This is a genomic window from Rhizobium anhuiense bv. trifolii (assembly GCF_024346605.1).
In the GTDB taxonomy this organism is placed as follows: Bacteria; Pseudomonadota; Alphaproteobacteria; order Rhizobiales; family Rhizobiaceae; genus Rhizobium; species Rhizobium anhuiense.
The window spans coordinates 1451062-1471392 of the sequence record NZ_CP098803.1 but is presented as its reverse complement, the minus strand read 5'-3'; the positions used below and the strand labels follow the sequence as shown (position 1 = coordinate 1471392).

Genomic DNA, 20331 nt, shown 5'->3' with positions numbered 1-20331 from the left:
AGGATACGCATCATGCAGTTCAACGATGAAGCGACCCTCACAAAGCCGTCAGCAATGGCGGTGGAAAGACGTGCGCTCGTCAATCACCTGAGAGAAGCGATCGCGCGCCTAACGCACGGGCTGGCAGCAGCAGGTTTGGTCGAATTCGTGCCGCCTCTGCTGGAGATCAACAAAGTTCTCCACGATATGACGGACGAAATCTCCCGTGCCGATTCTCTCTATTCGGATGAGGTCATCACGGGCACGATGCGCTTGATCAAGACATCGGAAGCCTTGCTTGAAAGCCGGGTCATCGTGCAGACCATCCATTAAGACCTGCAGACGGCCGGACAGGCCGGCAGGCTGATCGCCATCGTGCATCCATTATCATCGCCAGGCCCGAGGTCCTCACATCGGCTCGTGCCCACTTCCAAGGACAACCGCAATGGCACTTATTTTTCCCAACAGAAGCCGTAGCTTCGACGAAGCCAGAAAAGGTGTCCGCTTCACCGGCTATGACGGCATGTTCGAGGTCAGATTTCTGGTCGAAGACGCGGCCCTCGGCAGCGCGATCACGCGAGACTCCTCCGAGGCCGCCTACCTCAATGCCTTCGATGCCGCGCGCTCCTCGATTCAGGAAGCCGCATCGAGAGTCTATCAGCATCGGCGTGGCAACAACTTCACGCTCAGGGCCGAAGATTTTCGCTAATCGCTGGAAAGCATCGCGCCGGCAAGCTGAAAACGGCCATCGTCCTGGTGTTGCCGGATGACTGGGGAAGCAAAACTCATGGTCTCGACCCGATACCGCCCGAAAGACCTGAAGCTGGCACGTCGCCATGTCGTGAAGGCCGCGCGCCGCGTTGCCGATCAGGAAACGGTGGTCAGGAGACTGTCGCTCAAGGGCAGTCCCGCGGGACCGGCCTACGCGCTGTTGGGCAGGCTCTATGACGATCAACGGCGGAAATTCGATCGGCTGAAACTGATCGAAGCGATGGTTGAGGTAAAAGCGCAATCCTGTCCGGAGGCGCCCAGCCGCCCGGACATGCCCGCGCCGCGCTGTGCGATCGTGCGCCTCTTTGCGATCTCAGCCGGACCGCCACTTCGCCACGACTTGTAGCGCCGACGATTGGAGCCCATATCTGCTATGGCGGCAGTTTGTGAACGGGCGCTGCCACCAGGGGTCGTCAGAGTTCCCCAGCCCCAACCAAGGGAGGGCATGATGCCTTCCACGGTAAACATTCATTCCTGGAAAAGCCTGGCCCGGCATATCGGCAAGTTCAGATATCTCGACTTTCTGGTGAAATTGACGCCGGCAATCAGCCTGGCCTTTATCGTTTATATCGTTTTCAAGGGCGTCTTCCTGTAGGCACCGGAACGACCAATGACGGACAGACACGCCGTTGTGCCTGAAGACGGCTCTCTCCCCGATATCCTTCGGCATTCCGATTGAGATGGTATCGGGGCGGCAAGTGGTTTAACATGCGGCCGTTCAGACCCGCCGCGCCTTGATCCTTGATTCGTAAGGCGGCGCTGCTGCATGATATATGGAACTCCAGACAGACACCCCAGCTAAACGCTGTCCGATACCAGCCTTTCCCATAGGGGCGCGGATTGCTTGATGCATCTTACCGACGTGGCCTGCTGAACCGGCACCGCGTTGAATGCCACGCGACCACCCATAGGGAAAACGATGACAGACGCACCCGAGAATGAAGCGCTTTTCAACATCACCGGACACTATGTGCAGGAATTGAAGGCCGTTCTTCAAAGCGAGAGCATTGTCGAAGGCACCGACTACGAAAACAGCGCCTTCAACGAGAAACGACGGGCGGAAGGACTGCACCTGCTGCGCTTCCACAAGACCGGCACGGCAGCGCAGGCGACGCAGATCTGGGAAAAACATATGACGGCCCGGGCGCATCGATAGGGCGGACGAAGCCAAGTCTTCGACGGACACCGAGTTGAGATTGCCGGTTCTCCGATCCCCGATCCGGAGACGATAGGTGCTGGTCTGCGCCGACATGGACTGATGGCCAGCCCAACATTTCCAAGGAAGGAAAAATCATGACCAATGACAAAGCGAATAAGGTCCAGCCCGCCAAAGCGGCTACGACTGACGGCCCCTACGATGTCATCTACTTCGCGAAAAAACACCGCATTTCCAACGAGGATGCCAGGACCATCATCGAAAAACACGGCGCCAATCGCAAAGAAGCAGACAAGGCCGGCCGCCGCATCAGCGTCTGACCAAAGACAACCTCGGAGGCGCCACCTCTTATCGCAATCCGGCCTGCGGCAGCCTCCGATGCCACGATGCAACATCAGCGGACGAATTAACCCTACTGGCTTACCTTAATATCAGCGCGCGCTTGAATACGTGGCGGCCTATGCCATCGTATTCTTACGATAGTCATTCTGGTCCCCGCGAGCGACGCTCCACCGGGACCAAGGCTTGGTTCTTCCGGGGATCGGGCAACTGACGCATAGGGCGCAGCAACATCAAATGGAGGGTATGCCATGAACAACGTATTGGAATTTCGTGCCAAATGCCCGCATGCCGAAAGCCTTTCCGACTGCCGGGAAGCACTTGAACCCGCCGTCATGAAGATCGTCAGCGACGCCGTCGGCAGGGGATACACGGCCGCGGAAGCCGCCATGGTGGTTGCCGATATCGCCGACGATTACATCCTGATGCTGTCGCGCCAACTGCGGCACTGATAGGCGACCCCCGCGCAGCTGTGCCGTCGTGAGCCATTTCACATGCGGACGTCGACACAAACACACACACCTGCGTCTTCGAAGGGCTGAATCTCCAGACGCCGATGACGAACGACAGACGGATTCGCCCGCTGGCGATCGCCGAGATGCAAAGCCTCATCCGTCATCCCGTTGATATCAGTGGACCGCGCAGCAACTGCAGGGGTAGCAGTGGGTACAGGAGACGAAACCTACCGCGCGATCCGCGGGCAAAACCCCCGATATTGGTGGAAGTTCCCGGCAGAGATCCGACACCACACCCCCCGGGAAAACCGACAGAGGGATAATAGACAACCTGTCCGGGCAAGACGGCAGCCGTCATACGGACAGGCTCCGGCCGGGCGAAAATCGACGGCCACATCCCGCGCCAACAAAAACCCCGCCGGAGCGGGGCTTTCAGCGGAGCGAAGCGGAACGAGCCGAACAACCGGCTCATGTGCAAGCAAGATCGCCCATTTCAAACCCAGGCAACAATACCTCTTTCGCGAGCGTTTGCGGCACTGCTCTGTTCCGCTCAATCTTTGAATCATTGCTGTAATGCCGCGTGAAACAATCAGATGCGCCGTCCCCTTCTCACGTTAAAGCGGCTCAGCCTTGATGAAAGCCGAACCGCTCCAACCTTTGTTTTACGCACTTCCCGACGGAAACCGCTTCGCAGTTTTCCCGAAATTCTCTAACGCCACCTTGGCTGCCGTGGCGGAGCATTGGCCTGGATTTCATGGAGCGGCGCCCGAGACCCGAGAAGTTTCTTCAGCTTCTTCTCCTCCGCCGGGCCGATCCCAAACTTGCGGCAATGCTCGGCAACATCGTGCTCTCGCGGGCCGGGAATGCGAACTTGGCGATTGCTCATGGTTTTCATGGCCGTTTCCTCCTGAGAGGAAAACCAACAGGCCGCCGATTTGTTCGTTAGTGATGTCTAAAATTAAGGGTTTTGCTTGGTTCGATTTGGCAACGTAGCTCCGCCGACCAAAAAACGGCTGCTTGAGGCGTGCTGCGAGTGCGATGGAGTGCGAAGCCGCGGACAATCGGCGCCCTCAACTCAACTGATCTTCAACCAATGTCGCAACGCCGCCACCGCGCCATCGCTCGCATAGGCAATAATGCCGCCGATCGTCAGCCCGGCAAAGGCGATCAGCCCGGATAAGCCGTAACCGATCGATTTCATCCGTTTCCACTCTTCAAGCGCCGGCGCGACCGTCTCCTGGTTCTTCTCGACGGTCTCTTTAAGGCTCTTGATCTCCTGGCGGATCTGCGCATCCGCGCCGCCGCTGATCGCCACGCTGGTATCGAGATGGGCGATCTGTCTGGCTTGCTCATCGAGCCGCGCGTGGATCACGGCGCGGCTGTCGTGCGCGTTGGTCTTTTCGTCGCTGACCTCCCTGCGCAGAAGCGCGACATTGTCCTCGATGCCTGTCAGCCTGCCCTCGACACGCCCGAGAGCGCGGAGGATATCGTCATTGGATGTCATCGCTCTCGGTGCTCACCTAGGGATAAAATTTCAGCTTTTCGGACTGGGGAATGCCATTGGCGACACCGTCGACCACAGCGCCGTAGGGATGAACGCCATCCGGCGTGACGCTCGGGCGCACGATGGAGCCGACCGGTAGCACCGTGGCGCGCGGGATCGAGATGGTAATCGCATTGCCGGAGATGCTGCCGATCGAGGTGGTCGACAGGCGGGCAATGCCATCCGGCCCGGCATAGGTGTTGATCTCCTGCTCCGGCGCGAAAATGCTGGCATCCGCCACTTCGATAGTCGTGTAGGTCACAACCCCGTCCGTTCCCGACTGCACCGTCACCACGGTGCTCGGCAGCTCCAGCATGCCCGGCCAGACGCCATCCCGGAAGCCGGAAACCCATGCCGCGTAGGTGTCGATCGCCTCGTCGCAGCAAGCATTCGTTTTCGCGAGAATGTCGCTACGAAGGCGCCATTTGCCGGAAGCATCCGTGCCATCTGCCGGCCACGTATTGTTGGCCGAAAGTTTTGATACTCCGCCCGGAGATAGAGGTCGTTGGCGCTGACCGTGCCTGTTGCCGGCATGGTGGCAGATCCCGCGAAATTGTAAGTGAAACTGTTCGGCCCGGTGACCGTGATGATCACATTGCCGTTACATTCTGTCTGCGTGGCGCCGGAGATCGAAACCGTCTGCCCCGTCGCCAACCCATTGATGCCGGAGGCGATCGTTGCGGTGGCCAACGGTGCCGACTGATGTCAGCGGGACTGTGCGGGTGGAGACAGTGCGGCCGAGCAGCGGAAGGCAACGATCTTGACGCCGGAATGCCGCCGCCCATAACTGGACGGAGCGGGCATGGCGAAGCACCCGCTTCCAGTCGGAGACGAGTTGCATGGGAAGCTCCAGATCGTGATGGAAAAGAAAAACGCGCGCCGAAGCGAGCCGTTGCCAAGTGTTGCAGTTCCGCACTCGACTCATCGCTGGAGCGGTGTTTCAGTAGCGACGCCTAAAGTTTGGAGTTGGCGATGTACTACGAGTGGAACGAAGCCAAAGCGAGACGACTGTATCTGATCAAGTTCGCCTCGGTCTGGCTGGCTGCTATCTCACTGGCATTTTTTCCCGTCTGGTGGCTAGTACAAGAAACCACGTTCTAGCCCGTCAAGGCGCGGCCGTGCCGCGCAAGACAGCCATCGCCATCGATATCCCTTCGACATGTTCCGGTCACGCCATGATCGAGCTCGACCTTGGCCCCATATTTCTTCGGCTTCAGCGTCTCGGCGACCCATTGGCGGGTGGCGATGCGCAGCTGCGACCGCCGTATCGCCTCGCCATTCTCCTGCCAGCCGGTGGTCTCGCCGACGGCATTCTTCTTCTCGATCCAGTCATTGCTGCGATCGTCGGCGATCTCGACCATCTCGTCGACGAAATCGTCGGCCAGGAGCTCGCGCGCCAGGGCGTAGCGTGCCCGAAACGCCGCCTTCTCCTCGTCCGCCAGCCAGGACAGCACGGTCGATTTCGCCGGCATGTCCTCGTCACGGCAGATCGACCGCAGGCTTTCTCTGTCGGCGATGCGCTCGCAGATCTTCTCGGCGATCGCCTGACTGAATGATCGGTCTTCCCATGAGGCGCTGCCGCCGAATTCTCTAAAAAAGCGCGACGATATTGGATGCCGTGGTCCCGGTCAGCGCCACGACGCAATGGCAACGTCGCCCGCCGTGCCGATATCAAGCGCACGCGCACCGACGATGGCGGTATCGTTCGGCGTCACCACGGCGGCCCGCGAGGCCGGAGCAATCGAGGCGAACATTGCTGTTCTCATGACGTCGCGAATTAATGTACATACAAGTGGTGAAAATCACCTGGGACGAAGCAAAGAGGATCGCCAATCTTCAGAAGCTTGGCCTCGATTTCGGAGACGTGTATTTCTTCGACTGGAAGATGCAGTGATTACGCCAGCCACGGCGGCCGCTTCAACGCCATCGGCTATTGAGGACGGAACCGCCGTCGTCGTCTATGCGCTGCTTGGCAGCGAGGCCGTTTCGCTCATCAGCTTTCGCCCAGCCAGCAACAAGGAAAGCAAGGTGCTTTCGTGACCGCTAAATATCCCGTCAAGAAGGAATTTCAGCCCGGCCATGGCTACTCGAAAGAGGATTGGGATGCAGTCGATGGTCCCGAACTCACCGATGAGGAGCTTGCATCGACCCGGCCGGCGGTAGAGATCCTTCCGGATGCGTTTTTCGACCATGTCGACGAGATACGCAGAGGCAGAGGCCGACCGACGCTCGAACAGACGAAGCAGACCATCACCATCCGGCTCGATCCTGATGTGATCGCACACTACCGGTCAGGCGGAAGAGGATGGCAGAGCAGGATCAACGATGATCTGAGGAAGCTGTCCGGACTTCAAAAATGACCGGTCCGCAAGCCTTAGCCAGGCGCATACGACAGGAGAGCGTTGCCGATTTGGTGGACATCCCCCTGGATTCAAATCTCGCAGCCTGGATTTACGGTAGTCATAAACGACCTGCCAGGGGGTGATCAAGCGCTTCTGGCCGCCACGCGCGGTAATTTAATCCAGCCAATCCAACCCAATCGGCAGCCGAACGCCACCCGCTTTGCGCGCCTTCAGGTCCGGCGTATAATCTGCAGGCTGCTGATCCAACGTTAGAGAAGCTCAGTGAAAACCACGAGACTTTTTCTTTGCCTTGCCGCTTTTCTCGGCGTCACGTTCGCCGCAAACCCGGCTGATGCCGACGAACTGGTTCACTTCGAAAGCGCGCCCGTCAAGCTAAGCCCCTTTCGAATAAGCAAGGCGCGAGAACAGGGAGAAATTCTTTCGCAACCGCAAGGTACGCCCCTGCGGGGATATCTGTCCCGCCCCGGCGGTGATGGCCCTTTCCCGGCGGTCGTCGTCCTGCATGGATGCGAGGGTATGCGTCTGAGCATCAAGGAGCTTTGGCCGAAACGACTGGTCTCATGGGGCTACGTCGTGCTCGTTGTCGATAGCTTCACCACCCGCAATATCAGCGATCCGTGTCAAAGCCATCTCCCCGATCGTGTCTTCGACGCCTACGGCGCTTTGAATTTTTTATCGAAACAAAGCTTTGTCGATATCAGGCGCGTTGCCTTGATGGGCTTTTCAACTGGCGGCACGGCGACGCTGGAGGGAACGAAAATCGAAGGCAACGAACAGCTGATGGACCGCAAATTCACCGCGGCGGTTGCCTACTATCCCCTCTGTGCGGCAACGCAGGGCGATGCGACGGTGCCGATCTTGATTTTAACCGGCGATCGAGACAATTGGAGCCCGGCCGAGCGATGCCGGAAGAGGCTTGCCAAGATGAGTGACGATAGCCTGCCCATCGAGCTCAATATCTACAAGGGCACCTACCATGATTTTGACGCCCCGGAGTTCAAGGTGGGAAAAAGGGTGTTGGGTCACATCGAAAAATACAATCCGGACGCCGCAGGAAAATCCATCCGCAGCGTTCGCACATTCCTTCAAACCTACCTGACGAACTAAAGCCGGAAGTCTGTCTGCTGTAGCATCCACCCCAGGCCGCGCGCCTCGGATCCATGCGCGCTATCGTCGAGGCGCTACCGTAAAAACATGGCATTGAGACGCTGTTGCAAGACAGGAGGTTCGCCGGACATTCGAACCTGGCTGAGCGCATATCGCATGGCAGGCGTGAACGGCAGCCGATGTTGTAGATGATCCAGCAATTCATCCGACATCATGTCTTCGAGCGGACCGGCGCCCAACTGGCCGAGCGCTTGCTCGTGGCCGGGCAATTCGGCTTGATCGACAATGGCGAGAACCCGCTTCAGCACGATCTCTTTCGGATCGTGCAGCAAAATCGTCGACCAATACCATTCGCCAGGATTCGCGAGATAGCCCTCTACAAAGGCTTCAGCGGTAAGGGGTGGCTTTCCGTCAGCCATCATATCCGGCAGCCAGGTCTGATCTGATGCAAGTGCATTGCGTGTGAACGCGTCGACCGGTGGAGTGTCGGCGCTGCGTTTTCCCAAGCGCGGTTTGCTACGGTTTCTCATGGTCGCCTTTGGGCCTTCTGCTCCCACGGCATACCCTACGGCCGCTTGAGGACTGACGTCTCGACCCATACATTCAACAGGCCTTTATGCGTGCCGCCATCTGCGACCACCACCGTCATCCAGGCGCTTGGGCTCTGCAAACGCACGCGACTACTCCCCCAATCAACGCCTTCAACCCTGTCGGCACCGTAGTTCAGATGCGAGAGAAAGCAAGGCAAGGGCCGGCGTCAGTCTCTGCTCACCATTGGGAAAGGCGGACTCTTCAGCACTGCGCCATAAGTGCTCATTGCAGCATTCGGTATATCGCCTATTCTGCGCCCCACGTGATCCCTCGGCATCTGAAGGCATAGGATGATGCGTATCTTTATTTTGCTGATCGGTTTTCCGGGCGTTGGAAAACTGACGATCGCAAGGGAGTTGCAAAGCCTGTCCTCGGCGAAAGTCATCGACAATCACTGGTTCAACAACCCGGTTCTGCGTCTCCTGGACGATGATGGAACGGGCCACCTTCCTGAAGGAATATGGGATTATACGGGACGAATTCGGCAAACCGTGTTGGATGCAATTGCCGAATACACCGGCCCTTCCGCTAACTTCATCTTCACGCATGCCGGCCGGGATGGTGATCAGCGCAGTCTTCGCACCTACCAGCAGTTCGACGATGCCGCTCAACGCTGCGGGGCTGTCCTGGTACCCGTGAGACTGCTCTGCGACGAAGATGAGCTGGCACGCCGTATCTCCATGCCCGCGCGCCGCAACGATCTGAAAGCGACCGATGCGCAAGCCTCCAGGGAGAGAAGCCGGCGGGACAAGGTTTTTGATCCGAAGCATCCCAACACCCTGGTCTTGGACGTCACATCCACGCCGCCGCCAGAGAGTGCAGCCGCAATTTGGCAGCACGCTCTAAAGTCACTTGGCAACAGCATCGAGACCGCCCCGTCAAACGTTTAGTTGAATGTCCACGGAAGGCAATTCGAAGCAACCAGCTACGTGGGTGTCATGGGAGTCGATACTCAAGGCGCCGTCCGACACCTAACCGCAGGAACTGAACATTGACACAACCCGCAACCGATAAGGTCCGCTTCGAATTTGTTACGCAATGTCCAAGGGATGATGGCTGCGGCGTTTTCGTCTTGCAGATGTTGACGGGCAAACCCTACGACCAAATTGCCAGCATGATCGATTGGGGCGTTCAGACCAATCATTACACAACATGGAAAGAACTGCGCGGCGTCCTGAGCGCGTTGGGCTGGCGGACTGGCGGATTACGCAAAGCCGAGAGTTGGGACGATGTTTGCGGGGTAGCGGTAGTCCATGTCGAAGGAGACCACTTCATCCTCTATGACGCCGATAACGGCATCTTCTATGATCCTGGGCAACCAGATGGCCCCAATCTGCATAGCCGCCTCGTTCCTATGAGCTACCTTCCGGTACAATGCCCGTGGCTGATGGAGCCCAGCTTGGATCCTCGGCTCAAGCCCGATGAAGACGCAGGGTGAAGTCGAGACCCTGCCCCCCGACCCGCCTCCCGCGGAGATCCTCGCCGGCCATCTCAGTCACATCCCCATCGGATCAAAATACCGGATCGCGTCAGCGATTGCGTGCCTAGGGCAGTTCACCAAGCACGACATAGGTTCTTGCGCGCAGTCCGATCTTCACAAAGCCTGCAGATTGACCGCTGGCGCAGTCGTGCGGCGCAAAACCCTTCGGCAACATCTCCTCGGCCGATGAGGAAATCTCGTGCCTTGCCAAGACGTCAAGCTTTTGGGACCGTTTGAACGGGGCGAACTCGATTGTTTCCTTCCCAACGAGCACGAATGCAAAATGGCCCTCATCCGCAACGTAGTTGTTCGCGACGAGATACATGTTCACTCTGGCGGCGAACGCGTCTTTGGAAGACAGTCGGTCTTGGTAAGGCTGAAGCAGGCAAACCGCCTGAGCATCAAAGGACGATAGATCCGACAACTTCGCTGCTTGGCCAATTGATGTTCCTAAAAGTCGCATCACCCAAGGAGCCGGCATTGGCCCACGGCCCGTAAACAATCCATGCCATCGAACCTAATAATCCAATAAGCCTCACGAAGTTCATCCGCGCCCGTGCCTCCTGCGTCGACACTCGATACAACCCTGTGTTGGCAATACAGGCAACAGGCCCCTTCGCGCCCCCACCCTCCGTCATCCCAGGCCTCGAGCCTGGGATCCATACCAGCGGCCGATGGCAGGGCAAGGATCATCGCAGCTTGGCGGCATCCGCTTCGAATCCATAAGCTCTTTGAACGAGGGCGACGCGGATTTCATAGCGCCTATACCAGTCAGTCCGGGCCCGGCGTTGCGCCTCGACGTGATCGATAACCGCTTTCCAGGCCCGGATGCTTTCCTCGTCCCGCCAATAAGAGTTGATGATGCCGAAACCGTCGGCACGGCGGGCGCTTTCGAAACCCAGGAAGCCGGGTTGCTGCTTCGCCAGCTCCACCATCGCAGCGCCGACGTCGCCATAGCCGTCTTCGACCTCGGTTCGTTGCGATGAGAAGCAGACGACGTAATAGGGTGGCGCGGGCAAGGTAGCGATCGACATGCCAACCTCTCGTTGCTGATCCACACGGATCATTGCACCATGCGCCGTCAGGTCAATCCCTGGTGCACACCAGGGTCCAGAAGCTCTCTGCGATTTCGGTCATGCGCGCCCGCGGCCTCATCAGGACGATCTGCACATCGACGGCCAACTCCTCAGACCCGGCGAAGGCGAGCCTGCCGCCGGGGCCTGTCTCGTCGCTTGCAAGGCTCAGCGGAATCCAGGCAACGCCCTTTGCCTCGATCGCCAGCGCCTTCAGCGCCATGGCGAGGTGTGAGGTGAACACCGTGTCGAGACGCAGCGACTGCATGCGCGACGCAAGGTTTGCAGCCAGGATGCGCCCCATGCCGGACTTTTCTTCGAAGGCGAGAAGCGGAACGCCCGTCGTCCCGGAGAGGCTGTAAAGCGGCTCTCCGTCCTTCTTTCGGGCGCAGACCGGGACGAGCCGGTCGGCATCGAGCACGACATGGCGATAATTTTGCATGTCCAGCCGGATGCCGCTGTGTTCCTGGTAATGACACAGCAGGAACTGGGCCCGCCCTTCCAGCATGATCTTCTCGCATTCGTTCATATTGTCCGAGAGCAGCCGGATGGGCATGGCGGCGGCGCTGTGCCCCAACCCTTGAATCCAGGAGGGGAAAAAGATGAAGGAGAGCGCGTGGGTGGCCGCGAAGGTGACGGTCGATGTCGCCGCCTTGATCTGCGCGAGATCGCGGGCGGCGCGTTCAAGCCTTGCGGCAATATCGCTCGCCGCCTCCAGCATCAGCTCTCCCGCCGGCGTCAGCTTCAGCCGGTGTGTCGAGCGATCGACCAATTCCCACCCGCACCATTCTTCCAGCGCCTTGATGCGACGTCCGAAGGCGGGCTGGGTGATGTTGCGCCGTTCCGCCGCTCTCGAGAAGTTCAGCGTTTCGGCAAGAGCCTGGAGGTCGGCGAGCCATGCGGTCTCCACGGAAGGTTTCCTTTGACGGTTGCAGTGCCATGTCAACACTGAAAAGACGGCATGGCGCCTGACAAATCAATGTTTCTTTGCGGTTCCCTGCCTGTTTGCGCAAAGTGATGATGCCGAAACGGCACTGATAGAACCCGCATCGGCATTGGACGCGCCGACCGCCGCGCATCAAAATGAAACCATCGTCATCAGCCACCTTCGGCGAAGGGAATGGAACCTGCCATGCGCATCATCGACATCTGCGAGGTCACGAAGCCGATCGCTTCACCGATCCGCAACGCCTATATCGATTTCAGCAAGATGACCGCCAGCCTGGTTGCCGTCGTCACCGATGTCGTCAGGGATGGGCGCCGCGTCGTCGGTTATGGCTTCAACTCCAACGGCCGCTACGGCCAGGGCGGCTTGATCCGCGAGCGCTTCAGGGACCGCATCCTCGAAGCGGCGCCGGAAAGCCTGATGAACGAGGCCGGCAGCAATCTCGATCCGCACAGGGTCTGGGCGAGGATGATGGCCAACGAGAAGCCCGGCGGTCATGGCGAGCGCTCGGTCGCCGTCGGCACCATCGACATGGCGGTCTGGGACGCGGTGGCCAAGATCGAGGGCAAGCCGCTGTTTCGTCTTCTCGCCGAGATGAAAGGCCGGGAGGCCAACCCGAAGGTCTTCGTCTATGCCGCCGGCGGATACTACTACCCCGGCAAGGACAACAGCGCTCTGCGGGCGGAGATGCGGAGCTACCTCGACCGCGGCTATACCGTCGTCAAGATGAAGATCGGCGGCGCGTCGATCGACGAGGACCGGGGCCGCATCGAAGCCGTGCTGGAGGAGATCGGTTCGCAGGCGCAGCTTGCGGTCGACGCCAACGGGCGCTTCGATCTGGAGACCGGCATCGCCTATGCGAAGGTGCTGCGCGACTATCCGCTGTTCTGGTACGAGGAGATCGGCGATCCGCTGGACTACGCTCTGCAGGCCGCCATCTCCGAATTTTACGACGCACCGATGGCGACCGGCGAGAACCTGTTCTCCCATCAGGATGCCCGCAACCTGCTGCGTTACGGCGGCATGCGGCCGGACCGCGATTACCTGCAGTTCGACTGCGCCCTTTCCTACGGCTTGGTCGAATATTTGCGCACACTCGACGTGCTGCGTCAGTTCGGCTGGTCGCCGTCGCGCTGCATCCCGCATGGCGGCCACCAGATGTCGCTCAACATTGCCGCCGGGCTCGGCCTCGGCGGCAACGAAAGCTATCCCGATCTGTTCCAGCCCTATGGCGGCTTCCCCGATGGCGTCGAGGTGATCGATGGCCATATCCTGATGCCCGAGCTGCCGGGTATCGGCTTCGAAGGCAAGTCGGAGCTGATCAAGGTCATGCGCGAATTGGCTGAATGAAAATATGCCCGCCCTGCCACAGGATATGAAGCGAACCATCTTTGCGCCCAGCCGGCTTGATGCCAGACCAATCCGGGCGTAATCCAGAACACAGCCCCTCTCCTTCCGACACCAATCCGAGACGACCCCATGGCGCACTCCCTCAACACAGCCCCATCGCCCGCCGGCGGCCCCAATCAGCCGAAACTCGATACGGATGACATCTGGCAGGCTCGCGTCGATCTTGCCGCCTGTTTCCGGATGGCGGCGCAGCTCGGCATGGAGGAAGGGATCTGCAACCACTTCTCGGCCGTCGTTCCCGGTTACGACGACCTGTTCATCGTCAACCCTTACGGCTACGCGTTTGCCGAGCTGACGGCCTCGATGCTGCTGATCTGCGATTTTCACGGCAACGTCGTGTCGGGCAGCGGCCAGCCCGAGGCCACCGCCTTTTACATCCACGCCCGGATTCACAAGAACGTTCCCCGTGCCAGGGCGGCGTTCCACACCCATATGCCTTATGCCACCGCCCTTTCGATGACGGAGGGCGATCCGCTGATCTTTGCCGGGCAGACCGCCTTGAAATTCTACGGGCGCACGGCCGTCGACCGCAACTATAACGGCCTGGCGCTCGACGCGCGCGAGGGCGACCGGATCGCGGCTGCGATCGGCGATGCCGACATCGTCTTCATGAAGCATCACGGGGTGATGGTCTGCGCACCGAATATCGCCGAGGCCTGGGACGACCTCTATTATCTCGAGCGCGCCTGCGAGGTGCAGACGCTTGCGCTCTCGACCGGGCGCCAGGTCCTTGCCGTCGCGCCGGAGATCGCGCAAGCGGCGTATCGGCAGATGCGCGAAGGCGACCCGGAATCGGCCAGGCTGCATCTGGAGTCGGTCAAGCGCGCGCTCGATCGCAGCGAGCCCGAATACAAGCGCTGACACCGCCCGCGCAACCCCGCTGATCCCAATCGTTTTCGGCACTGACTTCACCGCCTTGTGCAAGCTTTCAAAAAGCAGTTAGCTTGAAATCGTTGGGAGTGCTCGTTCCTGCCCGGCAAGGCAGGAGAGCATTCGAGGGAAATCCCGTGGGCTGGTCCAAACCCTTAAGACTGCATCTCGGCGTCCTGGTCGTCGCATCGCTGCTGTGCACGTCGACGCCGATCATCTGGATGGCATTCAGCCACGGAAGCGACGCTGCGGTCAGCGCCGGCGCGAAGCAGATGCGCGAGATGAGCCTGCGGCTGATCGAGGGATATCGCAATACGCTGCAGGGAGGCATCGAGGCGGTCGCACTCGCATCGACCCTGCCGCAGCTCGCCTCCCCGCCGCCTCGGGATATCGACGCGAAACAGCAATTCTTTCTGGAGGTCCTGCGAAACGTCCCCAACGCGACGAGCATCTACACCGGCTATGCCGACGGCTCATACCTGCAGGTCATCAACACCGAAAGGCAGGACGTCCGCCGGACCCTCGCAACCCCGGATGGCACGGCTTTCGCGATCCGGACGATCGCCGGGAGACAGAGCGCCGACGTCATCTCGACGCTTCGCTTTCTCGACAGCCAGGCAAGAGAGATCGGCGAGCGCGACGTCGAAGTTGCATCCTTCGATCCTCGGCAACGCCCGTGGTATCAATCCGTCGTCCAGGACGGTTTGCCTGTCTCCGTCGGCCCCTATATCACCGGCACGCTCAATGTTCCGACGCTGACGATCGCCGCGCCGATGCGGAACGATGGTCAGGTGGTCGTCGGCATCAACATTCACCTGCAGACCATCAGCCGCCTGCTGGACACGCGCGAGATTTCGCCGCATGCCCGTGCTTACATCATCGATGGCAGCGGTGATCTCGTCGCGCATTCCGACCCCGATATCATGAAAAGGATCATCGGATTGTGGTCGAGGACATCGGGGGGCTTTGCCGCGAGTGCAAACAGCTTCGACGCGAGCCTTAAAACCGTGGCGAGGTTGCGGCAGGATCCGGCCTTTGCCGCCGGCGGCCTGGCGCGGGTCGATTTCGATGGCGAAAGCCATCTCGTGCAGCTCGCCCCCGTCAGCGTCTCCGGCCTGTTCCAGGGAAGCGTGGCCGCAATCGTCGTGCCGCTGGAGGACCTGGTGGCCGAGGCCAATCGGCTGCTCCTGCACAATCTCCTCATCGCCAGCGCCTTCGTGATAGCAGGTGTCGCCGCATCGGTGCTGCTGTCGCGCATGGTCAGCCGCTCCCTCTATCGTCTCGCCGACGAGGCGCGCAGGATCGGCGATCTCGACATCGGCGAAAAGCCCATGTCGCATTCCTGGATATCGGAGATCAACACGCTGGCGAGCGCGCTGGCGGCCAGCCGTCATGCCATCAGCCAGTTTGCCCTCTATGTTCCGCGTGAAGTCGTCCGGCGGATCATCGATCCCGAGGCAAGAACGCTCGTCAAGGCGAAGCGGCAGGATGTGACGGTGCTGTTCACCGACATCAGAGACTTCACCACCATCTCCGAGCTCAACTCACCCGAGGATGTGGTCGATACGCTGTCGGCCTATTTCGAACTCCTGAACACCATCGCCGAGCGCCATGGCGGCACCGTCGTGCAATATCTCGGCGATTCCATTTTCGTCATGTGGAACGCCCCTGTTCCAGATGCCGGACATGCCGAAAACGGCTGCCGATGCGCGCTTGCCATGAAAGCGGCGGTGGACGGCCTGAACGAAGCCAATCGCTTGAACGGCCGCCCCGAACTCTTCACCCGCTTTGGCTTGCACACCGGCCCGGCGGTCGTCGGCAGCTTCGGCGCAATCTCGCGTCAGCAGTACACGGCCATGGGCGATACGATCAATGTCGCCTCACGCCTGGAAGGATTGAACAAGGACTTCAACACCTCGATCCTGGTGAGTGCAGCCATACACGACACTGTGGCCGATCGCTTCGAGCTTCGCCCGCTCGGCCTGGTGCAGATCAAGGGACGGGCCGAGAAGGTCGATATATGGGAGCTTGTCGGGGGTATCGGCGAATGAAGCGTGGCGCGAGCCTTCAGGGCTGAAGGCGATACCGACGATGCCTGCCGCTTCCGGACTTTGGTCGACGTCGGATGGACGCTGTTCGATGCCGCTCTATCGGAGTATTTTACCCTGAACCTGGCGGTTGGAGGGTGCAGTGTTTGTGAAACGCAGTCACAAGTTTCTGCTCTTTTTCGCGGTCGCATCCTGTCAGATGACTTTCGCGCCACGCTTGGGTGCGGCGGACGACACCGTTACAATCGACAGCGGAACGCTGAAGGGTGAGAGGTCGGGCTCAGTCGTCAGCTTCAAAGGCATTCCTTATGCGGCGCCACCGGTCGGTGATCTGAGATGGCGAAATCCCCGACCGATGAAGCCCTGGAGCGGGACCAGGGATGCCCGCGATTTCGGTCCGTCCTGCATGCAGACCGACGACCTGCCGAAGTCGGAGGATTGTTTGACGCTCAATGTCTGGACACCCGCCAAGCGCTCCAAAACACCGCTCCCGGTGATGGTCTGGATTTACGGCGGCGCTCTTGTTCATGGAAACACCCCTCAATATCCCGGTAGTCAGCTGGCCGCCCGCAGAGTCGTGTTCGTCAGCATGAACTACCGCATGGGGCGGCTCGGCTATTTTGCCCATCCGGCGCTGATAAAGGAATCCCCCGACGAGCCCGTCGGCAACTATGGCTACATGGATCAGCTTGCAGCCTTGAAATGGGTCCAGCAAAATATCGAAGCCTTCGGCGGCGATCCGAAGAAAGTGACGATCTTCGGCGAGTCGGCCGGTGGCGGCTCGGTGATGGCGCACATGATATCGCCGTTATCACGGGGGCTTTTCCGCGGCGCCATTCTCCAGTCACCGGGTCTCCCGACCGCGCGTGCGCAGAGCACTCCCTTGTCACCGTTGAAAGAAGCAGAGAAAACCGCCTTGGACTATGCGGCTTCTCTTGGCATCAATGGTCGCGATGCCGACGCTCTCAAGGCCCTTCGGGCGCTGCCTGCGGAAAAACTGACCGAAGGCGCATCGGCACCAGAGGTGATGGCGGGAATGTCGACAGGCAAGCCGGTCATCGGCATCTCCGGCTCGATTCTTGACGGACGGTTTTTGCTCGAAACGCCGGAAGCGGCTTTTGCGGCAGGCCGTCAAGCGCCGGTTCCGGTCATCGTCGGGGCAAATAGTCGTGATCTCGGTATCGGTGAGGCCGCGACGAAAGACGATCTCTTCGCCCTGCTCGGCAACCATGCGGCCGAAGCCCGGACGCTCTATGATCCCACAGGCCAAGAGGCCCTCGATGAGTTGACGCAGCAGGTTCTGGCCGACAAAACGCTTGTCGAACCGTCTCGCCATCTCGCTGACGAGATGATCCGCGCGGGTCAACTGACGTGGTGGTATCGTTTCTCCTATGTCGCCGAGGCTCTCCGCAACGATCCGACATGGAAAGGCACTCTGCACGGCTTCGAAATTCCCTATACGCTCAACATCCCAAACGCCCTGGTGAAAGACAAGGTTACACCTGCCGACTGGGCCATGGCCACATTGGCGAGTGCCTACTGGGTTCAATTTGCAACGAGCGGTGACCCCAATGGCGGCTCATGGCCAAGATGGCCTCACCACGACCCATCCGTCGGCAGGGTCTTCGACTTCACCAATCGCGGCGCGACGTTCGGAGCCGATACGCTGAAACCCAGGCTCGACCTCTGGCAAAGATACTGGGAGGAAAAGAAATGACGGGGTTGGTGCCTGTCGCCTGGTGTGTTGCCTTCCCCATGCGGCCGCTTCCCGAACATGTGGCGACTGACGGAAGATGAGCAGACAGTCAGCCCTGCACCTGCGACCATAGCCAATCCTGAAGCTTGTCCACCGCTTCCGACTTCCGGTAGCGCGGCTTCACCAGATAGAAGCCCGCCCGCGCTCTGAGCACGCCATTGAAGACCTGCCGCAGCCTGCCTGCCTCGATATCGGTCGAGACGAAAGCCCGGGTCGCCATGGCGATGCCTTGTCCGGCGATCGCGGCTTCGATCGCGTGCGATGTCTGCGAGAAGCTGATGCCGCGAAACAGCGTGGGATCGCCGCCGCCGAGGAAGCGGTCGATATATTCCGGCCAGAAATTGTGCACGTCGTGCAGCAGGGTGTGGCGCGTGAGTTCACCGGCATTGCGCGGCTCGCGGCCTGCCGGGACGAGGCCCGGATTGCAGACCGCAATGATGTCCTGCTCGAACAGCAGCTCGGCGGCAAGGCCGGGACCGAAGGGCGGCGTGCCGTAGCGGACAGCGAGATCGACGCCATCCGTCTGGAAGCTGGAGATTCGATCGGTGGCGAGGATGTGCAGGTCGTGGCCGGGATGTTTGGCGGTAAAGTCCGGCAGGCGCGGTATCAGCCATTTCGAGGCGAAGGTCGGCGTCGTGCTGACGGTCAGTTTCACCGGCTGCGGCTTCAGGTTGGCGGTGGCATTGGCAAGCAGTTCGAAGGCGCGCCTGACGTCGGCGACATAGCTGCGCCCCTCGCCCGTCAGCGCCAAGGATTTCGGCAGGCGCTCGAACAAGGTCACCCCGAGTTCCGCCTCCAGCCCGCGCACATGCTGGGCGACCGCGCCCTGCGTCACGCCGAGTTCTTCGGCGGCGAGCCGGAAGTTCAGATGCCGCGCCGCCACATCGAAGGCCCTGAGAGCGTTGAGGGATGGGAGATTGCCGATGGACATTCGATAGTTTTTCTACAGGGATATTTCAGGAAAACTGGTTCGCTCTCATTGAAGGCGCATGGTATTCGAAGGATCAAGGCCCGGCAATGGGCGTAAAATCGAGCAGGGATGGCGACGATGGCAGTAGAAAAGGTAGCGATCATTACGGCTGGCGGCAGCGGCATGGGTGCGGAGGCGGCAAGGCGGCTGGCGGCCGACGGCTTCAAGGTCGCCATCCTCTCCTCGTCCGGCAAGGGCGAGGCGCTGGCCAACGAACTTGGCGGCATCGGCGTGACCGGCTCGAACCAGTCCAACGACGACCTGAAGCGGTTGGTCGACGCCTGCATGGAAAAGTGGGGCCGGATCGACGCCCTCGTCAACAGCGCCGGTCACGGGCCCCGTGCACCGATCACCGAGATCACCGACGAACAGTGGCATACCGGCCTCGACATCTATCTGATGAATGTCATCCGTTCGGTTCGCCTGGTCACGCCGATCATGCAGGCGCAGAAGTCGGGCGCGATCGTCAATATCTCCACCGCCTGGGTGGCCGAACCGTCGGCAATGTTCCCGACCTCGGCCGTCTTCCGCGCCGGGCTTGCCGCCTACACCAAGATTTACGCCGATACCTTTGCGGGCGACGGCATTCGTATCAACAACGTGTTGCCGGGCTGGATCGACAGCTTGCCGGCGACGGAGGAGCGCCGCGACAGCGTGCCGATGAAGCGCTACGGCACCAGCGCCGAAGTGGCCGCGACGATTTCCTTCCTCGTTTCCGAAGGGGCGGGTTATATCACCGGCCAGAGCCTCAAGATTGACGGCGGCCTGACCCGGTCTGTCTGATCGGGATCGCTTTCAACGCTGGGGGAGAACAGCGATGTGCTGCTGGATCGTCAAAGACGGCGAGACAAGGAATGCCAAGGTGGAGGCGGCACGGTGACCCTCGCCGAGGTCGATGCATCGGCCTGGGCCGAACTCGAAGGCGCGACTGCCGATCCGCAGTCGGCCTTCCGCTACCTGAACCTGTGTTCGGTCGATGCCGGCGGCCGGCCGCAGGCCCGCATGGTCGTGCTGCGGCGCGCGGATGCGGCGCGGCGCATCCTGGAAATCCATACCGATGTCAGAAGCCCGAAATGGCAGGAAATATCGGCCAACCCTTCGGTCGCCATCCTCGGCTTCGGCCCGCAGTTAAAAGTGCAGCTTCGCCTTCAGGGATCGGCCGAACTCTATGGACCGGCAAGCCAACGCGCGGCCGAGGCCTGGAGCCTGCTGCCGCCATCGACACGCAGCACCTATATGGGCGGGCCGCCGGGCGACGACATCGAGGAGTGGCCTGCGAGCGAGGGTACGGTCGCAGACGCCGACGGACGGGCCTTCTTCGGCGTGCTGATATTCCGGGCCGAGACGCTCGACTGGTTCCAGCTGCGCCATGCCGACAACCGGCGCGCGGTCTTTGCCTATGACAATCTCGGCGCCCTCACCTCCTCGCGCTGGGTCCACCCCTGACCCGATCGGATTTCCATCCGGCAAGCCG

The 20331-nt window shown here is 60.4% G+C and carries 26 protein-coding genes and 2 pseudogenes; 18 read left to right on the top strand and 10 right to left on the bottom strand.

Going from position 1 to position 20331, the window contains the following annotated elements; all coding sequences use genetic code 11:
* The first annotated feature begins 12 nt into the window (after positions 1-12).
* From NE851_RS15835 to NE851_RS15805, 7 genes are all read left to right on the top strand, one after another.
* A complete protein-coding gene (locus NE851_RS15835) occupies positions 13-312 on the top strand; it encodes a hypothetical protein (protein WP_028757657.1) in 300 nt (99 codons plus the stop codon).
* 112 nt (positions 313-424) lie between these two features.
* Positions 425-688 carry a DUF1488 family protein gene (locus tag NE851_RS15830; RefSeq protein WP_047614145.1) on the top strand — a complete coding sequence of 88 codons (264 nt, stop codon included), beginning with the start codon at positions 425-427 and terminating at the stop codon, positions 686-688.
* A 78-nt stretch (positions 689-766) separates the two neighbouring features.
* A complete protein-coding gene (locus tag NE851_RS15825) occupies positions 767-1096 on the top strand; it encodes a hypothetical protein (RefSeq protein WP_244604793.1) in 330 nt (109 codons plus the stop codon).
* A gap of 102 nt (positions 1097-1198) precedes the next feature.
* The gene (locus tag NE851_RS15820) at positions 1199-1345 is read left to right on the top strand and encodes a hypothetical protein (protein WP_168333904.1); all 147 of its coding nucleotides are present in this window, start codon (positions 1199-1201) and stop codon (positions 1343-1345) included.
* Positions 1346-1669: 324 nt separating this feature from the next.
* Positions 1670-1906 carry a hypothetical protein gene (locus NE851_RS15815; protein WP_018241121.1) on the top strand — a complete coding sequence of 79 codons (237 nt, stop codon included), beginning with the start codon at positions 1670-1672 and terminating at the stop codon, positions 1904-1906.
* A 137-nt stretch (positions 1907-2043) separates the two neighbouring features.
* Positions 2044-2226, top strand: coding sequence for a hypothetical protein (locus NE851_RS15810; RefSeq protein WP_047614140.1), 183 nt, complete (start codon positions 2044-2046; stop codon positions 2224-2226).
* A gap of 270 nt (positions 2227-2496) precedes the next feature.
* Positions 2497-2697, top strand: coding sequence for a hypothetical protein (locus NE851_RS15805; RefSeq protein ID WP_047614138.1), 201 nt, complete (start codon positions 2497-2499; stop codon positions 2695-2697).
* Between the two features lie 712 nt (positions 2698-3409).
* Here NE851_RS15805 and NE851_RS15800 read toward each other — a convergent pair.
* The 5 genes and pseudogenes from NE851_RS15800 to NE851_RS15780 all read right to left on the bottom strand — a co-directional run bounded on the left by NE851_RS15800 (position 3410) and on the right by NE851_RS15780 (position 6009).
* Positions 3410-3595 carry a hypothetical protein gene (locus NE851_RS15800; protein WP_018241117.1) on the bottom strand — a complete coding sequence of 62 codons (186 nt, stop codon included), beginning with the start codon at positions 3593-3595 and terminating at the stop codon, positions 3410-3412.
* A gap of 180 nt (positions 3596-3775) precedes the next feature.
* Entirely contained in the window at positions 3776-4204 is a 429-nt protein-coding gene (locus tag NE851_RS15795) for a hypothetical protein (protein WP_028757021.1), read from the bottom strand.
* 16 nt (positions 4205-4220) lie between these two features.
* Positions 4221-5017: pseudogene (locus tag NE851_RS15790) on the bottom strand (hypothetical protein); the annotation flags it as partial.
* Positions 5018-5340: 323 nt separating this feature from the next.
* Positions 5341-5812: pseudogene (locus NE851_RS15785) on the bottom strand (terminase small subunit-like protein).
* A 59-nt stretch (positions 5813-5871) separates the two neighbouring features.
* On the bottom strand, positions 5872-6009 hold the full coding sequence (locus NE851_RS15780; protein WP_254962474.1) for a hypothetical protein: 138 nt from the start codon (positions 6007-6009) through the stop codon (positions 5872-5874).
* A gap of 124 nt (positions 6010-6133) precedes the next feature.
* On the opposite strand from NE851_RS15780, the gene NE851_RS35365 reads away from it, so the two are divergent.
* The 3 genes from NE851_RS35365 to NE851_RS15765 all read left to right on the top strand — a co-directional run bounded on the left by NE851_RS35365 (position 6134) and on the right by NE851_RS15765 (position 7713).
* On the top strand, positions 6134-6283 hold the full coding sequence (locus NE851_RS35365; RefSeq protein WP_245433267.1) for a hypothetical protein: 150 nt from the start codon (positions 6134-6136) through the stop codon (positions 6281-6283).
* Positions 6280-6603: a BrnA antitoxin family protein gene (locus NE851_RS15770; protein ID WP_028757023.1), complete on the top strand. Its 324-nt coding sequence runs from the start codon at positions 6280-6282 to the stop codon at positions 6601-6603. The genes NE851_RS35365 and NE851_RS15770 overlap by 4 nt, the downstream gene beginning before the upstream one ends.
* A gap of 264 nt (positions 6604-6867) precedes the next feature.
* Positions 6868-7713: a dienelactone hydrolase family protein gene (locus NE851_RS15765; RefSeq protein ID WP_028757024.1), complete on the top strand. Its 846-nt coding sequence runs from the start codon at positions 6868-6870 to the stop codon at positions 7711-7713.
* Positions 7714-7787: 74 nt separating this feature from the next.
* Here the strand turns inward: NE851_RS15765 and NE851_RS15760 are convergent, their stop codons facing one another.
* A complete protein-coding gene (locus NE851_RS15760; RefSeq protein ID WP_028757025.1) occupies positions 7788-8243 on the bottom strand; it encodes a hypothetical protein in 456 nt (151 codons plus the stop codon).
* 354 nt (positions 8244-8597) lie between these two features.
* Here NE851_RS15760 and NE851_RS15755 point away from each other — a divergent pair, with 354 nt between their 5' ends.
* Complete coding sequence (locus tag NE851_RS15755; protein WP_028757026.1) at positions 8598-9194, top strand: P-loop NTPase family protein; 597 nt, start codon at positions 8598-8600, stop codon at positions 9192-9194.
* Between the two features lie 101 nt (positions 9195-9295).
* Entirely contained in the window at positions 9296-9742 is a 447-nt protein-coding gene (locus NE851_RS15750; protein ID WP_245433268.1) for a hypothetical protein, read from the top strand.
* Between the two features lie 106 nt (positions 9743-9848).
* Here NE851_RS15750 and NE851_RS15745 read toward each other — a convergent pair whose 3' ends face one another.
* From NE851_RS15745 to NE851_RS15735, 3 genes are all read right to left on the bottom strand, one after another.
* Positions 9849-10109, bottom strand: a complete 261-nt coding sequence (locus tag NE851_RS15745; RefSeq protein ID WP_245433270.1) for a hypothetical protein — start codon at positions 10107-10109, stop codon at positions 9849-9851.
* Positions 10110-10473: 364 nt separating this feature from the next.
* Positions 10474-10818: an antibiotic biosynthesis monooxygenase family protein gene (locus NE851_RS15740; RefSeq protein WP_028757027.1), complete on the bottom strand. Its 345-nt coding sequence runs from the start codon at positions 10816-10818 to the stop codon at positions 10474-10476.
* A 52-nt stretch (positions 10819-10870) separates the two neighbouring features.
* On the bottom strand, positions 10871-11767 hold the full coding sequence (locus NE851_RS15735) for a LysR family transcriptional regulator (protein WP_028757028.1): 897 nt from the start codon (positions 11765-11767) through the stop codon (positions 10871-10873).
* 222 nt (positions 11768-11989) lie between these two features.
* Here NE851_RS15735 and NE851_RS15730 point away from each other — a divergent pair, with 222 nt between their 5' ends.
* From NE851_RS15730 to NE851_RS15715, 4 genes are all read left to right on the top strand, one after another.
* Positions 11990-13153, top strand: coding sequence for a mandelate racemase/muconate lactonizing enzyme family protein (locus tag NE851_RS15730; RefSeq protein WP_028757029.1), 1164 nt, complete (start codon positions 11990-11992; stop codon positions 13151-13153).
* Between the two features lie 129 nt (positions 13154-13282).
* Positions 13283-14074 carry an aldolase gene (locus tag NE851_RS15725; RefSeq protein ID WP_028757030.1) on the top strand — a complete coding sequence of 264 codons (792 nt, stop codon included), beginning with the start codon at positions 13283-13285 and terminating at the stop codon, positions 14072-14074.
* A gap of 146 nt (positions 14075-14220) precedes the next feature.
* A complete protein-coding gene (locus NE851_RS15720; protein ID WP_028757031.1) occupies positions 14221-16134 on the top strand; it encodes an adenylate/guanylate cyclase domain-containing protein in 1914 nt (637 codons plus the stop codon).
* A gap of 139 nt (positions 16135-16273) precedes the next feature.
* Positions 16274-17848 (top strand): carboxylesterase/lipase family protein, encoded by a 1575-nt coding sequence (locus NE851_RS15715; RefSeq protein WP_168333905.1) that lies wholly within the window; start codon positions 16274-16276, stop codon positions 17846-17848.
* A gap of 88 nt (positions 17849-17936) precedes the next feature.
* Here the strand turns inward: NE851_RS15715 and NE851_RS15710 are convergent, their stop codons facing one another.
* The gene (locus NE851_RS15710; protein WP_168333906.1) at positions 17937-18818 is read right to left on the bottom strand and encodes a LysR substrate-binding domain-containing protein; all 882 of its coding nucleotides are present in this window, start codon (positions 18816-18818) and stop codon (positions 17937-17939) included.
* A 117-nt stretch (positions 18819-18935) separates the two neighbouring features.
* On the opposite strand from NE851_RS15710, the gene NE851_RS15705 reads away from it, so the two are divergent.
* Positions 18936-19640, top strand: a complete 705-nt coding sequence (locus NE851_RS15705) for an SDR family oxidoreductase (protein WP_063476699.1) — start codon at positions 18936-18938, stop codon at positions 19638-19640.
* A gap of 93 nt (positions 19641-19733) precedes the next feature.
* Positions 19734-20303, top strand: coding sequence for a pyridoxamine 5'-phosphate oxidase family protein (locus NE851_RS15700; protein WP_168333907.1), 570 nt, complete (start codon positions 19734-19736; stop codon positions 20301-20303).
* Positions 20304-20331: the final 28 nt, after the last annotated feature.

Coding starts and splice junctions, on each gene's coding strand:
- NE851_RS15755 (WP_028757026.1), top strand. CDS start 8,598: ATGCGTATCTTTATTTTGCTGATCGGTTTTCCGGGCGTTGGAAAACTG.
- NE851_RS15730 (WP_028757029.1), top strand. CDS start 11,990: ATGCGCATCATCGACATCTGCGAGGTCACGAAGCCGATCGCTTCACCG.
- NE851_RS15810 (WP_047614140.1), top strand. CDS start 2,044: ATGACCAATGACAAAGCGAATAAGGTCCAGCCCGCCAAAGCGGCTACG.
- NE851_RS15745 (WP_245433270.1), bottom strand. CDS start 10,109: ATGTATCTCGTCGCGAACAACTACGTTGCGGATGAGGGCCATTTTGCA.
- NE851_RS15710 (WP_168333906.1), bottom strand. CDS start 18,818: ATGTCCATCGGCAATCTCCCATCCCTCAACGCTCTCAGGGCCTTCGAT.
- NE851_RS15760 (WP_028757025.1), bottom strand. CDS start 8,243: ATGAGAAACCGTAGCAAACCGCGCTTGGGAAAACGCAGCGCCGACACT.
- NE851_RS15780 (WP_254962474.1), bottom strand. CDS start 6,009: ATGAGAACAGCAATGTTCGCCTCGATTGCTCCGGCCTCGCGGGCCGCC.
- NE851_RS15795 (WP_028757021.1), bottom strand. CDS start 4,204: ATGACATCCAATGACGATATCCTCCGCGCTCTCGGGCGTGTCGAGGGC.
- NE851_RS15825 (WP_244604793.1), top strand. CDS start 767: ATGGTCTCGACCCGATACCGCCCGAAAGACCTGAAGCTGGCACGTCGC.
- NE851_RS15805 (WP_047614138.1), top strand. CDS start 2,497: ATGAACAACGTATTGGAATTTCGTGCCAAATGCCCGCATGCCGAAAGC.
- NE851_RS15815 (WP_018241121.1), top strand. CDS start 1,670: ATGACAGACGCACCCGAGAATGAAGCGCTTTTCAACATCACCGGACAC.
- NE851_RS15740 (WP_028757027.1), bottom strand. CDS start 10,818: ATGTCGATCGCTACCTTGCCCGCGCCACCCTATTACGTCGTCTGCTTC.
- NE851_RS15830 (WP_047614145.1), top strand. CDS start 425: ATGGCACTTATTTTTCCCAACAGAAGCCGTAGCTTCGACGAAGCCAGA.
- NE851_RS15835 (WP_028757657.1), top strand. CDS start 13: ATGCAGTTCAACGATGAAGCGACCCTCACAAAGCCGTCAGCAATGGCG.
- NE851_RS15800 (WP_018241117.1), bottom strand. CDS start 3,595: ATGAAAACCATGAGCAATCGCCAAGTTCGCATTCCCGGCCCGCGAGAG.
- NE851_RS15705 (WP_063476699.1), top strand. CDS start 18,936: ATGGCAGTAGAAAAGGTAGCGATCATTACGGCTGGCGGCAGCGGCATG.
- NE851_RS15725 (WP_028757030.1), top strand. CDS start 13,283: ATGGCGCACTCCCTCAACACAGCCCCATCGCCCGCCGGCGGCCCCAAT.
- NE851_RS15820 (WP_168333904.1), top strand. CDS start 1,199: ATGCCTTCCACGGTAAACATTCATTCCTGGAAAAGCCTGGCCCGGCAT.